This window comes from Klebsiella sp. JN_Kp126 (genome assembly GCF_033843325.1).
Classification (GTDB): domain Bacteria; phylum Pseudomonadota; class Gammaproteobacteria; order Enterobacterales; family Enterobacteriaceae; genus Klebsiella; species Klebsiella michiganensis.
In genome coordinates, this window is record NZ_JAWXQV010000095.1 from 83,147 (window position 1) to 97,697 (window position 14,551).

Below are 14,551 nucleotides of genomic sequence, written 5' to 3' on the forward strand. Positions count from 1 at the left end.
TAAGATGAGTCAGAATGTCTATCAATTTATCGACTTACAGCGAGTTGATCCGCCAAAGAAAGCGCTGAAGATCCGTAAAATTGAATTTGTGGAAATTTACGAGCCGTTTTCAGAAGGCCAGGCTAAAGCACAGGCAGACCGCTGTCTGTCCTGCGGCAACCCGTACTGCGAATGGAAGTGCCCGGTTCATAACTACATCCCGAACTGGCTGAAGCTGGCCAACGAAGGGCGTATTTTTGAAGCGGCGGAACTGTCGCATCAGACCAATACCCTACCGGAAGTGTGCGGGCGCGTTTGCCCGCAGGACCGCCTGTGCGAAGGTTCCTGCACGCTGAACGATGAGTTCGGCGCGGTAACCATCGGTAACATTGAGCGCTATATCAACGATAAAGCGTTCGAAATGGGCTGGCGTCCTGACCTTAGCGGCGTAAAACAAACCGGTAAAACCGTCGCCATCATCGGCGCGGGCCCGGCGGGCCTGGCGTGCGCCGACGTATTGACCCGTAACGGCGTGAAGGCGGTGGTCTTCGATCGCCATCCGGAGATCGGCGGCCTGCTGACCTTTGGTATTCCGGCCTTTAAGCTGGAGAAAGAGGTGATGACCCGTCGTCGCGAGATCTTTACCGGTATGGGCATCGAGTTCAAACTGAATATCGAAGTGGGCCGCGATGTACAGCTCGACGATCTGCTGAAAGATTACGATGCGGTGTTCCTCGGCGTCGGAACCTATCAGTCTATGCGCGGCGGGCTGGAAAACGAAGACGCCAGCGGGGTCTTTGATGCGCTGCCGTTCCTCATCGCCAATACCAAGCAGATCATGGGCTTTGGTGAAACGGCGGATGAACCGTACGTTAGCATGGAAGGCAAGCGCGTCGTGGTTCTCGGCGGTGGCGACACCGCAATGGACTGCGTGCGTACCTCGATCCGCCAGAACGCCACCCACGTCATCTGCGCCTATCGCCGTGATGAGGAGAACATGCCGGGATCGAAGCGCGAAGTGAAAAACGCGCGTGAAGAAGGCGTGGAATTCCAGTTCAACGTTCAACCGCTGGGCATTGAAGTGAATGCCAACGGTAAAGTCTGCGGCGTGAAGATGGCGCGTACGGAGATGGGCCAGCCGGATGCAAAAGGCCGCCGCCGCGCGGAAATCGTGGCCGGTTCTGAGCATGTGGTGCCCGCCGATGCCGTGGTGATGGCGTTTGGTTTCCGCCCACACAGCATGGAATGGCTGGCGAAGCACAGCGTCGAGCTCGATTCTCAGGGCCGCGTGATTGCGCCGGAAGGCAGCGACAACGCCTTCCAGACCAGCAACCCGAAAATCTTCGCCGGTGGCGATATCGTTCGCGGCTCTGACCTGGTGGTCACCGCGATTGCCGAAGGCCGTAAGGCGGCTGACGGCATCCTGAACTACCTGGAAGTGTAAAAAACAAAACGCCGGATGAGAAAATCGTCCGGCGTTTAGCGTTTAGCTAAGTGCTATTTGATGAGCAGTCGCCAGGCGATATCCGCTTCAATTGTTGTGTTATCGGTATTTCCACTGAACATACTCTCGTTGAGCACGGGGAACAGCATCACGCGAAAACTCATCTGCTTCCCTTGCGGCACAACATTATTTTCTACGGCGATCACCGCCTCATTGTTACGCACATACAGAGGAGATGTTGTCCCGCTCTCCGGCGTAAAGTTCAGCTGGTCCACTGTTTTTCCAGCGCTGTAGGACTTGCCATCAACGGTAATATTTTCAACCTTAAGCCCAACCCCACCGCGAGCGCCAAACAAAAAGCGACCTTTTTCGCCAGCAGAACCCTGAACCAGCACCGCCATCTGATGCATTTCAGAACAGGAAACATTCACATTCACTTCCCACTCAGACAGTTTGTGCCAATTCTGGGTAGTAGAAACAATGTCATCACGGCGTATCTGGTTATAATCAATTTTTGTCCGGGAGAGCGTAATCTGGCACTCTTCGGCACGAACGGTGCCTGACAGCAACATTCCCGCAGATAACAGCATCCCTATCCACTGATTCATCGACATACGCCGTCCACCTCTTCGTAAAATGCGTCTTCATCCCTCTTGTCGCTTAAGATGTAATCAATCTTGCACAGTCGGTTATTATCGTCGTCCATGACATACAGTGCCGAAACCTGCTCAGCCTCATTAAGGAAAACATGCCCGTCATCCACGCTGGTGACAATATAATTGCCTTTCTCATCAACGATGGATAATCCCTTATCCAGCGCCCTGTTATCCGCACGCTTAACGCGGATCATCACCCGACGGTTATTCAGGACTTTAAAACCGACTTCGCTCACCGAAGCATGCGCAGCTGCCACATACTTTGTTCCATTTGCCAGCGTCATACTCGCAGGCAGCTTGTTCGCGTCAATTTCAATGCGCGAATTACGCCACTCATTCAGCCCAGGGATAACAGCCTGCCCCCAATAATCGGTCCAGACCGTCCCCTGCGGAGTACTGATTTCAACGCCAGCTTTCGATTCACTCAGTTTTGCAATGGCAAACGTATTCCGAATGGTATAAGGCGTGAAGGTGACGCCGCTTTTATGCGCCGCAACCCCACCTGAGAGCGTGGCATTATAATTACGGTGGCGGGAACCCACGCGCCCGCCGCCAATGCCTAATTGCGTATAATGCAGATTGCTATTCAAACTGCCGTTAAGGCTATTTTCACTTCCTTTATTATCACGGTCAGCGGAGATGTAATAATTCATATTCTGCGACAAGGAACCGGAATTCTGCACACCGTAGCTAGTATCTTTCCCTTGTTTACGCATATAAGTGCTGACACTCTGCGGACCACCCAGCGGAATACTTAGATTAACGTAGAACGTGTCATCATTCTGGCTCCCTATCGCTCTCTGCCAATTCACTGAAAGAGAGGCATATTTAAAGGTTTTTCCCCAGAAGAAAAACAAATTACGCGAATCACTGCTTCCTTTACTGTAGTTAAAACCTGCGCTGACCGTACCGGCCAGCGACGTAGACCAGGCCAGGCTAGTCGAGTATGTACTGGTATAGGGCTGGAAATCATCACTCAGAGCATCCGTCAGTTCACGATAGCCGTCGCTAAAATGTGCTGCACTTGTGGATAAACGCAGGGTTTCCGCCAGCTTGACCGAGGTCTGTAGCTCAGTTTTCACGCCATTTTTTTTCTCACCATACTTTTTCTGACTTGCAGCGACACCGGTGGATACACTCCAGTTGTCCGCTGGTAAGTATTCAGTCTGAACACCCGAGGCAATATACTTTTCCGCCATTGCGCCAGAGAACAGTAGATTCAGTTGCTGTAATACACGCCAGTCGTTAGAAAGGTTAAACACCCAAGGATTTTCATGATCGCCCTTAATCTTGTTCACCTGACCAACTGAAACAGACACTCCCTGGGGACGAGAAAACGATGAACGCCTTACGGAGGCGGCAGGAACAATAAAGCGACTGGTTGAGCCATCGGATTCAACAACGGTAACCTCAAGATCCACATTACTACGGACCTCTGGCATATCCTCAATCGTGAATGGTCCGGCTGGCACCAGTGTGTTATAGATCAGCAGCCCGCTCTGGCGTACTTCAACGCGAGCCTGGGCATTACGTGCAATCCCTGAAATACTGATACCACTCCCGCGGCTTTGCAAAGCGCGTGTAGGCGTCAACTGAACACCAAGGATCGGCGCCCCACTCAATACGTACGATCTGGCATTAATCTCCCCGAGCTGCATTGTCATCTTCATTATGTCGAAAACATGCTCGGCGTAGGTATAAATACTTTCAGCATTTTTAATGCCATTATCGTCGGTGAGGATATAGCGGCTACGCAACGACCAGCTAGCAGCATTCAGGCCACCTTCCAGACTGGCCTGTGAGTAGAGACTGGCATCACTACCATCATATTCGCTGCGTGTACTGAACAGATTATAGTTAAGCGACCCGGCGATCCCGCCGCGCTGAAAACTCTTAATGTCGCCATTTAAGTCGTTCAACGCTTCTGCCGGTAGGAACAGCTCTACCGCTTCCTGACCCGGTAGGGCTTTAACCACTGCCTGTGCATAATCATTAACTATGTCATGACACTCTTCATCTTTTTTCAACGGAACCGGCATTAACCCGGCAAATTCAATAAAATCATTATCAATGCAAAGCGTACCATCCTCACCAAAACGCGCCGCCACGGTTCCTTTATCCCTATTATTAATTTTCACCTGCACTGAATGTGTACCGGGAAGAAAACGTGGAGCCAGGGAAAAGTAGCGGTTAAGGTTGATATTCAACCCACGTGAGTGAATCATTTCGGAGTCAAAAGTAACCTCTTCGGCTTGTAGAACAGCAGAAAAAAATATAGTCAGCGATAAGGTACAACATAAAGATACGTAGTTGCAGGAAGAAAAATGGCGTTGTTTATGCATAGATATTTCTTATCTTTCATTTAATTCCGTAATAAAACTTGGAACTTCAACACCATACCGACTGGCAGGGAAAAATTTAACTTTATTGTCACTAACGATATTTTTTGAAATAGTTATCTTTAATGTTTCCCCGGGCAAAATATAGCTTTTATTAATATACCCCGTTGCTTCCGAAGGAAGAAAAATCATATCACGAGCCAACCGCACAACATATTTACTTGGATTAACGACTTTTCCTTCATTTCCTTTTGCTGACCATTGAAGATACTTCCATGCATCAGTAACAACAGCCAGGTTAGCAGGGCGAATAAGAACTGGCAAATCCTGGCGAATATTAAAACCAATTTTAATTCTTTTATCATTATTTTTAGGCGGAATACCTTCAAACGTTACGCGTTTAAAATGCTCCACTTCCAGTGGTGTGTTATTCTGCAGAATAAACCGAATTTGTTGTGTTTGCCCAGGTTCGACGCGGATGACAGGCTGTGTAGGCATTATTTTTATATCTTCACTTTCATCTGGTAAATCGATAATAGCGGTATACAGTAATGCAGGATGCGCATCCGTGTTTTTAACATTCATTGTACCACTATGGGTAGCTTCATCAATCACCAGTAAACTTGTCTCCGGCACCATACCTTCCGCAAAAACTGAATGCGCGGTCAGACAAAATGCAGAGACAATACACAATCTGATAGCTGAAGAATTAAATAAACTCATAATAAAATCCTTCTTAAGCATTAACACTCCGTGTTAATCTGGTCGTTCTATATAGGGGATAGCCAAAACACTTCCCCTATTAATTATTAATTTATGATATTAAAAATTACAGATAACGCAGGCTGATGGTAAGTTGGCCATCCAGAGGGGTATCGTCAGTAATAGCCAGCGTGCTGGTGTTTTGAATTGCCAGAGAGGTTGCCATTGGGAAAGTGGCGGTTTTGAATGCCAGCGGTTCTACAGAACCGGTATTCGCAACAGTAATATCGCGATAGGAGCTACCTACCGTGGTACCATTAGTATTATTCCTCCAAGTTCCACCTAAATCATAATAATCGACAATGATATTGTCAACGTTATTCCCGTCTGCTGTTACGCTATTATTTTTTATAAAAAGAGAATATGAACCAATATTTACCTCGCCAGCCTTACCAACTCCGTAAGTCTGATCGATACTTTGAAGAGAAATTCCATTAAAGGTCGCGTTTTCAACGACAAGATTTGCGTTAGAACTGCTGCGCTCATCAACCAGGTTCCATGATACTTTGGTTGGTGAAGTACAATTAATAGTTAAATCGATATCTTTCTGCCCCAGCTGATTAACTTGAGTAGCAGAAAGCATACCCAAGTTAATAATGCCATAATCAACCACACCACCATTACTCAAAGTTGGGGTACATGCAGCATTAGTCAAAGTACCTTTTACTTTTAATACAGCGGAGGGGTTAGCAGCAATAGCAGAAGTCGCGCTCATTGCCAGAATGGCAGCCAGAAGTGTTTTTTTCATGAGTCAATCCTTAACGTATAATATGTTTATATATCTAATAAACGCATTTTAAATGAAAGCATGCGTATTAAATACGAAACGAACAATACATGAAAGGGTACAATAAAATACACTTAGAAAAATTAACTTTAAATGTAGAAAAACTTAATCAATAATTAAGCCATATAAATACCCTTCTGAAATTCACGTAAATAAAAACAAAAAAAACAATGAATCGTAGCAAAAACTCAACGATTTTTGCGCCTTAACATGAATATTCATTGACTTTAATTATAAAACCGCCATAAACGATAAAAATAATATTGATATATTTTATCCTCAGAGCGGCAATAAAACACCATTATTCCGAACAGTCATTTACAAGGAAAATAAGTTAATATCAAACACTAGAATATTAATTATATGAATTCAATAAATTCACAAAAATTTCCCGCACTATATTTTAATTTCAACCGCACCCTGATTTATTACAGACTCATCAAGCTATTTCGCTCATCGGCAACCCAGCTTAATAGCTTAACTAAAGACGTACCAGATAGCGGATATACAGTTAAAAGGGGGTGGAAAGGGGAATACAATCAACCCAGGAGCCCTACACGGAGTGTAGTAGAAATATGAAGTTTATTAGCGGAGTTTGAAATCAGCGCCACGTCCCCGCATCGGAGAGTATGAAATAGAGAATTAAAGAGGGATGCTTTACGGCAATCACGGTGAATGGTAGAAAGTAAAACAGGCCCCGAAGGGCCTGATAAACATTATTTAACGACGCGCAGCGCCGGACGGCCGCCGCGAGGAGGCGGCGTATCGTCGGGATCGTCGTCGTGATTATCCGGCTTATCGCCATCGATCACCGACATGACCGTTTCGCTGTCAGGCAGCTCTTCGTCATCGTTCAGGCTAGTGACATCTTCATCATAAGCCGCTTCTGGTTCGAACATGGTTCCCGCACCATTCTCGCGCGCGTAAACCGCCAGCACGGCCGCCATCGGCACGGAGACATTGCGCGGCACGCCACCAAAGCGCGCGTTAAAACGCACTTCGTCGTTGGCCAGCTCGAGGTTACCGACAGCACGTGGGGCAATATTGAGAACAATTTGCCCATCGCGAGCGTACTCCATCGGGACCATTACGCCCGGCAGAGTGACGTCAACGACCAGATGCGGAGTCAGCTGGTTATCCAGCAGCCACTCATAGAACGCTCGTAACAGGTACGGGCGACGCGGCGTCAGCTGTGATACATCCATCATTTAGCCCCGACCGAGACGCATTTCACGTTCGGCTTCAGTTAAAGAAGCGAGGAAAGAGTCGCGCTCAAACACGCGAGTCATATAGCCTTTAAGCTCTTTCGCGCCAGCACCGACCAGCTCTACGCCGAGAACCGGCAGACGCCACAGCAGCGGTGCCAGGTAGCAGTCTACCAGGCTGAACTCATCGCTCAGGAAGTAGGGCTTCTGGGTGAATACTGGCGCAATCGCCTGCAGTTCTTCACGCAGCTGCTTACGCGCAGTATCAGCCTGCGCAGCGGTACCGGTCTGAATGGTATTCATCAACGAATACCAGTCCTTTTCGATACGGTGCATGTACAGACGGCTTTCCCCACGCGCCACCGGATAAACCGGCATTAGCGGCGGATGCGGGAAACGCTCATCCAGGTATTCCATAATGATGCGAGATTCCCACAGAGTGAGCTCACGATCCACAAGCGTCGGTACGCTTTGATTCGGGTTGAGGTCAATCAGATCCTGAGGCGGGTTGTCCTTCTCCACGTGCTCTATCTCAAAACTAACACCTTTTTCGGCCAGCACGATGCGGACCTGATGGCTATAGATGTCAGTAGGACCAGAAAACAGCGTCATTACCGAACGTTTGTTGGCAGCGACAGCCATGAAAACCTCCAGGTATATTCAGAATTTTTGTACTGCTGCCGACCACGCATGGCCAGCCAGATGTAAAAACCCCATTTGCGTGACTTCATTTCGTTCGTCATCCAAACAAAAAATGAACAATCACCTGCATTTGGGCAGAAAATTGGATGATAGTTTACCAGATTTTGAAGACGTTGTGGTGAGGGGATTCTGGAAATGCTGAAAAAGTGGTAATAATGGGGCGTTTGTAGAGGGAAAATGGCAAATTTATCCATAAAAAAACCCGCCGAAGCGGGTTTTTTCGCAAATTGTTCTGCGTGAGCAGAAAACAATTAACGTTTGGAGAACTGCGGACGACGACGTGCTTTACGCAGGCCGACTTTCTTACGTTCAACCTGACGAGCATCACGAGTAACGAAGCCAGCTTTACGCAGTTCGCCACGCAGGGACTCATCGTACTCCATCAGAGCGCGGGTGATACCGTGACGGATCGCACCAGCCTGACCAGAGATACCACCACCTTTAACGGTGATGTACAGATCTAATTTCTCAACCATGTCGACCAGTTCCAGCGGCTGACGAACTACCATGCGGGCAGTTTCACGACCGAAGTACTGTTCCAGAGAACGCTGGTTGATAACGATTTTACCGTTGCCCGGTTTGATGAAAACGCGAGCTGCGGAACTTTTGCGGCGACCGGTGCCGTAGTATTGATTTTCAGCCATTGCCTATAATCCCGATTAGATGTCAAGAACTTGCGGTTGCTGTGCCGCGTGGTTGTGCTCGTTACCCGCGTAAACTTTCAGCTTACGGTACATAGCACGACCCAGCGGGCCTTTTGGCAGCATGCCTTTAACCGCGATTTCAATCACACGCTCAGGACGGCGGGCAATCATCTCTTCAAAGGTCGCTTCTTTGATACCACCGATGTGGCCGGTGTGGTGGTAGTACATTTTGTCTTCGCGCTTGTTGCCGGTTACAGCAACTTTTTCTGCGTTCAGAACGATGATGTAATCACCGGTATCAACGTGCGGAGTGTATTCCGCTTTATGCTTGCCGCGCAGGCGCAGAGCCAGTTCGGAAGCCAGACGGCCCAGAGTTTTACCGGTCGCGTCAACAACATACCAGTCGCGTTTTACGGTTTCTGGTTTAGCTGTAAAAGTTTTCATTAAAAGCTTACCCAAATAAATAAGTTACACGTTGGTGAACACCCAAACGTTTAGTCAGTTGAGGTTCACACGACATTGTCCAGCAAACCTACCCCTTCGAATAGCCTATGCCGGCACATAGAAAGTTTTGGGAAAAAAACCTTCTCGTAACGTGGGGTCGCAAGATTATAGAGAAGTCGGGGTCAAAGATCGACCCCTTTATGTGATTTGTCCCCGGTTTTACCCCGCCAGGTGTTCCCGCTTCAGATACTCCTCGCTCTGCATCTCCTGCAGGCGCGATAAACAGCGCTGGAACTCGAATTTTAATCTCTCGCCCTGATAGATCTCATACAGCGGTACCGCCGCGCTGACCACCAGCTTGACGTGGCGCTCATAGAACTCATCGACCAGGGCGATAAAGCGCCGCGCCTCGCTCTCCATCAGTCCGGTCATCACCGGCACATCAAAGAGCATCACGGTATGAAACAGACGCGAGAGCGCAATATAGTCATGCTGGCTACGCGCATCCACGCACAGCGTGGCGAAGGAAGCCGCCAGCGTCTGGTTCTCAACGCCCAGCGTCGGCAGCGGGCGATGGTTGATCTCCAGCGTTGGCATCTGCTCGCGCTTCGCCCCCGCCAGCGCCAGCCACAGTTTATCCATCTGCTGCTGCGTCTCAGCGTTCAGCGGCGACAGCCACAAATGCGCCTGGGTTAGCGTGCGCAGGCGGTAATCAATACCGGCGTCGACATTCATCACATCGCAATGCTGTTTAATGGCGTCGATGGCGGGCAGGAAACGAGCGCGCTGAAGGCCGTTGCGGTACAGCTCGTCAGGGGGAATATTCGACGTCGCCACCAGGGTTATGCCGCGGGCAAACAGCGCTTTCATCAGGCCGCCCAGCAGCATTGCATCGGTAATATCAGAAACGAAAAACTCATCGAAGCAGAGCACATCGGTTTCAGCTTTAAAGCGATCCGCGACGATTTCCAGCGGATCGCTGTGCCCCTGCAGCGACGTTAACTCTTCATGAACCCGCAGCATAAAGCGATGAAAGTGCAGACGTTGTTTACGTTCTCCCGGCAAACTTTGATAGAACAGATCCATCAACCAGGTTTTTCCTCTGCCGACGCCGCCCCACATGTAGAGGCCGCGAACGGCAGCCGTTTCGGCAACGGGTTCGCGCTTGCCCAGCAGTTTGCCGAATTTGGCCCGCAGACCGCCGCCGGTTTGCGGCGCGGCCGAAGGTTTATTCTGCAGTTCTTGATAAATCGTATCGAGGCGGCTGACCGCTTCTCGCTGGACGTCGTCAGGTTGATGGCTCCCCTCCTTGAGAGAGGAAAGGTAACGCGATGTTGGGGACAGGCTTTGCATGATCTAATTGTTATTCCTTGAAAACCGTAATGCCGTAGCTCACGATTGACGAAAAAAAGGCCGCTCTACACTACGTGATGATACGCCAGGATTCCACTTCTGTGGAATTAGCGGTTATAGTGGCACTATCGGGCGCAGGCGGAGAGCCTCACAGCCACCCTACGGAACCACAAAACAACGGGAGATGTTCATGACCTGGGAATACGCGCTAATTGGGCTAGTTGTCGGCATCATTATCGGCGCCGTCGCGATGCGTTTTGGCAATCGCAAATTACGCCAACAGCAGGCGCTGCAGTTCGAACTGGAAAAGAATAAAGCAGAGCTGGAAGAGTACCGCGAAGAGCTGGTGAGCCATTTTGCCCGGAGCGCAGAGCTGCTGGATAACATGGCGCATGATTACCGCCAGCTGTATCAGCATATGGCGAAAAGCTCCAACAACCTGCTGCCGGACAGCATGGCGGACGCCAACCCGTTCCGCAATCGTCTGGAAGAGTCCGAAGCGGGCAACGATCAGGCCCCGGTCCAGATGCCGCGCGACTACTCTGAAGGCGCATCCGGTCTGCTGCGCGGCGGCGTAAAGCGCGACTAAACCGGCAACGACAGTAAAAATATTTTCCGGGCGCACCCTCTGCGCCCGTTTCCACCTTCCATCCCAGCTACAATTTAACGATTGCCCACGTTGTTACCGGGTCGAAAATTCAATAACATCAGGCCATTCGGGACGTTTACCATACACCTTAGGTTACGAGAGCCAGCAACTAATGAATAAACCGACTTTGCTGTTGAGTGCGTTAGCGTTAAGCATTGGGTTGTCGTTGTCCGCCTTACCTCCGGCAGCAGCGTCTTTACCGACACAGGTTCCCGGTCAGGGCGCGTTGCCAAGCCTCGCGCCGATGCTGGAGAAAGTGTTGCCGGCGGTAGTGAGCGTACAGGTTGAGGGTACCGCGTCACCCGCGCAAAATATGCCGGAAGAGCTGAAGAAGTACTTTGGCGACAACGCGCCGCAAGAGCAGGCGCAGCCTTTTGAAGGCCTGGGCTCAGGGGTCATTATTGACGCTGCAAAAGGCTACGTGCTGACCAATAATCACGTCATTAATCAGGCCCAGAAAATCAGCGTCCAGCTCAACGACGGGCGTGAGTTCGATGCCAAACTGGTCGGCAGCGACGAGCAGAGCGATATCGCCCTGCTGCAGTTGCAAAAACCCAGCAACCTGACGCAAATCGCGATCGCCGACTCAGATAAACTGCGGGTGGGCGACTTCGCCGTCGCCGTCGGTAACCCGTTTGGCCTGGGCCAGACCGCCACTTCAGGGATTATTTCAGCCCTTGGCCGCAGCGGCCTGAACCTTGAGGGGCTGGAGAACTTTATCCAGACTGATGCCTCAATTAACCGCGGCAACTCCGGCGGCGCGCTGCTGAACCTCAACGGCGAGCTGATTGGTATCAATACCGCTATTCTGGCCCCGGGCGGCGGCAGCGTCGGCATTGGCTTCGCGATCCCCAGCAATATGGCGAAAATCCTCTCCCAGCAGCTTATTCAGTTTGGTGAAATCAAACGCGGCCTGCTGGGTATTAAAGGTATGGAAATGAGCGCGGATATCGCCAAAGCGATGAACCTTGACGTCCAGCGCGGCGCGTTCGTCAGCGAGGTCCTGCCAAACTCCGGATCGGCCAAAGCGGGAATTAAATCTGGCGACGTTATCGTCAGTCTCAACGGTAAACCGCTCAACAGCTTCGCCGAACTGCGTTCACGCATCGCCACGACCGAGCCGGGCACCAAAGTGAAGTTAGGACTCTTGCGCGAAGGAAAACCCGTTGAAGTGGAAGTCACTCTGGACAAGAGCACCTCTTCTTCCGCCAGCGCCGAGCTTATCGCACCGGCCCTGCAGGGCGCATCGTTAAGCGACGGTCAGATGAAAGACGGAACCAAAGGCATCGTCATTGATAATGTCGATAAAGGCAGCCCGGCCGCGCAGGCGGGCCTGCATAAAGACGATATCATTATTGGCCTCAACCGCGAGCGCGTGCGCTCCATTGCCGAACTGCGCAAAGTGCTCGAAAGCAAACCGACGGTGATTGCGCTGAACGTCATTCGCGGCAGCGAAAGCATCTATCTGCTGCTGCGTTAACTCGCCTTCCGGGCATCGCGTGCAGTGCGATGTCCGGACAAGACGTGTTATGCTGCGCCTGTCTATCCATCAACGATATCTGCATCATGCCTGGAAAGTTTTTACGTTCGATACTTATCGGTTTGATTGTCGGCGGCCTGCTGCTGGCCGTTATGCCTTCGCTGCGCCAGTGGCAGCTTTCGCCGACCACGCAGTACGATAGCGCGGATGAATCCCCCGCCAGCTATAATTCCGCCGTTCGCCGCGCCGCCCCAGCGGTCGTGAACGTCTATAACCGCGCCCTCAACAGCACCAGCCATAACCAGCTAACGCTCGGTTCCGGCGTGATCATGGATCAGCGCGGCTATATCCTGACCAATAAGCACGTTATCAACGATGCAGACCAGATTATTGTTGCCCTGCAGGATGGCCGGGTCTTTGAAGCGCTGCTGGTCGGCTCCGATACCCTCACCGATCTGGCGGTATTAAAAATCAACGCCAGCGGCGGCCTGCCGGTCATTCCGATTAATCCGAAACGCGTGCCGCATATCGGTGACGTCGTGCTGGCGATTGGCAACCCGTACAACCTCGGGCAAACCATTACCCAGGGCATTATCAGCGCCACCGGCCGTATCGGCCTGAACCCCACCGGGCGCCAGAACTTCCTGCAGACCGACGCGTCGATCAACCACGGTAACTCAGGCGGCGCGCTGGTGAACTCGCTGGGCGAGCTTATGGGTATCAACACCCTGTCATTTGATAAAAGCAACGACGGCGAAACGCCGGAGGGCATCGGCTTTGCGATCCCCTTCCAGCTGGCAACCAAGATTATGGATAAGCTGATCCGCGATGGCCGCGTGATTCGCGGCTATATAGGGATCAGCGGCCGCGAAATTGCGCCGATGCATGCGCAGGGCGGCGGCGGTATCGATCAGCTGCAGGGGATTGTGGTGAATGATGTTGCGCCGGAAGGCCCGGCCGCCCAGGCGGGTATCCGCGCCAACGACGTGATTATTTCCGTTAACGACAAGCCCGCCGTTTCCGCCCTCGAAACCATGGATCAGGTCGCAGAGATTCGTCCGGGTTCGGAAATTCCGGTGGTGATTATGCGCGACGATAAAAAAATCACGCTGCATATCGCCGTACAGGAATATCCGGCAACCAATTAACAGGCTCCCCCGCAGGGGGAGCACCTTTCAATCAGCAAATATCGGCCCGGCCGGGAATGTCGCCAGAAACCCGGTTATGGCCAGCAGCGACCGCAGGTCAGGCCACGCAAACTGGCGCTCCCGCAGCTCGTCATCCAGCGTCATGAGCGCAAACTCGCCTTTATCCCCCAGAACGCCGCCCTGCCAGAGCAACCGTTGAGCCTGCTGCCGGGCCCAGGGGGAATCGCTCTTCCAGGCCAGCAGGTGCAGCAGCGCCTGCTGCAGACAGATGCCAGAAGGATGCTTATCCCGCAGCAGCCGCCGGTAAACCGGCAGCGATATGCTGCGTACGGTATAAAAACCGCTGCGGGTTTCGGCATCAGCATCCGCCACGCTGGCGCAATACTGACCGGCCAGATCGCATAGACGATTGTGCGTCAGCGGCTGGCCCAGGGCATTCAGGCGACCCGCTGCGGCACACAGCAGCCCACTTCTTTGCATCCACGGCGTGGAGTCCCGAAATACCGTATCAGGTAGCGCCGGTTCTGTTTCAGCTGCTTTATTTTGCGTACCCGCCTCATAGCAATGGACAAAAAAATCATGGCCTCCGCGGGCAACTGATGGTTGCGCTAACAGGTTAAGCGCGGGCTGCAGTTGTTCAACTTCATCTACTGATGCCAGCATGTAATCGATAATGACATCTTTTGTCGATGCCCTGCTTTCGGGGCGTAATGTTATGGTTTCATTCATCAAAGCCTCCTTATAGGAAATCTCCCGGTGGCGCTGCGCTGACCGGGCTACGGATTCACCACCGTCTGCGGCTCCCGCCTCCGGGATATTTCCCGGGTCGCGGCTGACGCCTTACCCGGGCTACGGGTTTACAGCCGTCTGCGATCCGGTAGATACTGTGAACGCCTGCAACCATTTTTTAGTTGCCGATACTTTCTCCGGCTCCCGGATGACAGGCACACCAACGACAG

Annotated in this window: 14 protein-coding genes; 4 read left to right on the forward strand and 10 right to left on the reverse strand. The window is 51.5% G+C overall.

Going from position 1 to position 14,551, the window contains the following annotated elements:
- Window positions 1–4 precede the first annotated feature (4 nt).
- On the forward strand, window positions 5–1,423 hold the full coding sequence (gene gltD / locus SIK97_RS27030) for a glutamate synthase subunit GltD (protein ID WP_004854608.1): 1,419 nt from the start codon (window positions 5–7) through the stop codon (window positions 1,421–1,423).
- A gap of 53 nt (window positions 1,424–1,476) precedes the next feature.
- On the opposite strand, the gene SIK97_RS27035 is transcribed toward gltD, so the two are convergent.
- The 9 genes from SIK97_RS27035 to zapE form a co-directional block, all read right to left on the reverse strand.
- Entirely contained in the window at window positions 1,477–2,037 is a 561-nt protein-coding gene (locus SIK97_RS27035) for a hypothetical protein (RefSeq protein WP_032751484.1), read from the reverse strand.
- Window positions 2,028–4,421, reverse strand: a complete 2,394-nt coding sequence (locus SIK97_RS27040) for a fimbrial biogenesis usher protein (protein WP_057173179.1) — start codon at window positions 4,419–4,421, stop codon at window positions 2,028–2,030. The genes SIK97_RS27035 and SIK97_RS27040 overlap by 10 nt, the downstream gene beginning before the upstream one ends.
- Window positions 4,422–4,430: 9 nt before the next feature.
- The gene (locus SIK97_RS27045) at window positions 4,431–5,141 is read right to left on the reverse strand and encodes a fimbria/pilus chaperone family protein (RefSeq protein ID WP_032751978.1); all 711 of its coding nucleotides are present in this window, start codon (window positions 5,139–5,141) and stop codon (window positions 4,431–4,433) included.
- A gap of 106 nt (window positions 5,142–5,247) precedes the next feature.
- Window positions 5,248–5,928, reverse strand: a complete 681-nt coding sequence (locus SIK97_RS27050; protein WP_032751486.1) for a DUF1120 domain-containing protein — start codon at window positions 5,926–5,928, stop codon at window positions 5,248–5,250.
- A gap of 755 nt (window positions 5,929–6,683) precedes the next feature.
- Window positions 6,684–7,172, reverse strand: coding sequence for a ClpXP protease specificity-enhancing factor (gene sspB / locus SIK97_RS27055; RefSeq protein ID WP_014226996.1), 489 nt, complete (start codon window positions 7,170–7,172; stop codon window positions 6,684–6,686).
- Between the two features lie 3 nt (window positions 7,173–7,175).
- Window positions 7,176–7,814 carry a stringent starvation protein SspA gene (gene sspA / locus SIK97_RS27060; RefSeq protein ID WP_014226997.1) on the reverse strand — a complete coding sequence of 213 codons (639 nt, stop codon included), beginning with the start codon at window positions 7,812–7,814 and terminating at the stop codon, window positions 7,176–7,178.
- Between the two features lie 311 nt (window positions 7,815–8,125).
- Entirely contained in the window at window positions 8,126–8,518 is a 393-nt protein-coding gene (rpsI, locus tag SIK97_RS27065; protein WP_000829815.1) for a 30S ribosomal protein S9, read from the reverse strand.
- Window positions 8,519–8,533: 15 nt separating this feature from the next.
- Window positions 8,534–8,962 (reverse strand): 50S ribosomal protein L13, encoded by a 429-nt coding sequence (rplM, locus tag SIK97_RS27070; protein WP_004106200.1) that lies wholly within the window; start codon window positions 8,960–8,962, stop codon window positions 8,534–8,536.
- Between the two features lie 219 nt (window positions 8,963–9,181).
- Window positions 9,182–10,315 (reverse strand): cell division protein ZapE, encoded by a 1,134-nt coding sequence (gene zapE / locus SIK97_RS27075; protein WP_049079690.1) that lies wholly within the window; start codon window positions 10,313–10,315, stop codon window positions 9,182–9,184.
- 190 nt (window positions 10,316–10,505) lie between these two features.
- Between zapE and zapG the strand changes: the two genes are divergently transcribed.
- The 3 genes from zapG (at window position 10,506) to degS (ending at window position 13,592) form a co-directional block, all read left to right on the forward strand.
- Window positions 10,506–10,904: a Z-ring associated protein ZapG gene (gene zapG / locus SIK97_RS27080; protein ID WP_004854637.1), complete on the forward strand. Its 399-nt coding sequence runs from the start codon at window positions 10,506–10,508 to the stop codon at window positions 10,902–10,904.
- A 172-nt stretch (window positions 10,905–11,076) separates the two neighbouring features.
- Entirely contained in the window at window positions 11,077–12,444 is a 1,368-nt protein-coding gene (gene degQ, locus SIK97_RS27085; protein WP_014226999.1) for a serine endoprotease DegQ, read from the forward strand.
- Window positions 12,445–12,530: 86 nt separating this feature from the next.
- Window positions 12,531–13,592 carry an outer membrane-stress sensor serine endopeptidase DegS gene (gene degS / locus SIK97_RS27090; RefSeq protein ID WP_009651894.1) on the forward strand — a complete coding sequence of 354 codons (1,062 nt, stop codon included), beginning with the start codon at window positions 12,531–12,533 and terminating at the stop codon, window positions 13,590–13,592.
- 27 nt (window positions 13,593–13,619) lie between these two features.
- Here degS and SIK97_RS27095 read toward each other — a convergent pair whose 3' ends face one another.
- Window positions 13,620–14,321 (reverse strand): membrane protein associated with oxaloacetate decarboxylase, encoded by a 702-nt coding sequence (locus SIK97_RS27095; RefSeq protein ID WP_049079691.1) that lies wholly within the window; start codon window positions 14,319–14,321, stop codon window positions 13,620–13,622.
- Window positions 14,322–14,551: the final 230 nt, after the last annotated feature.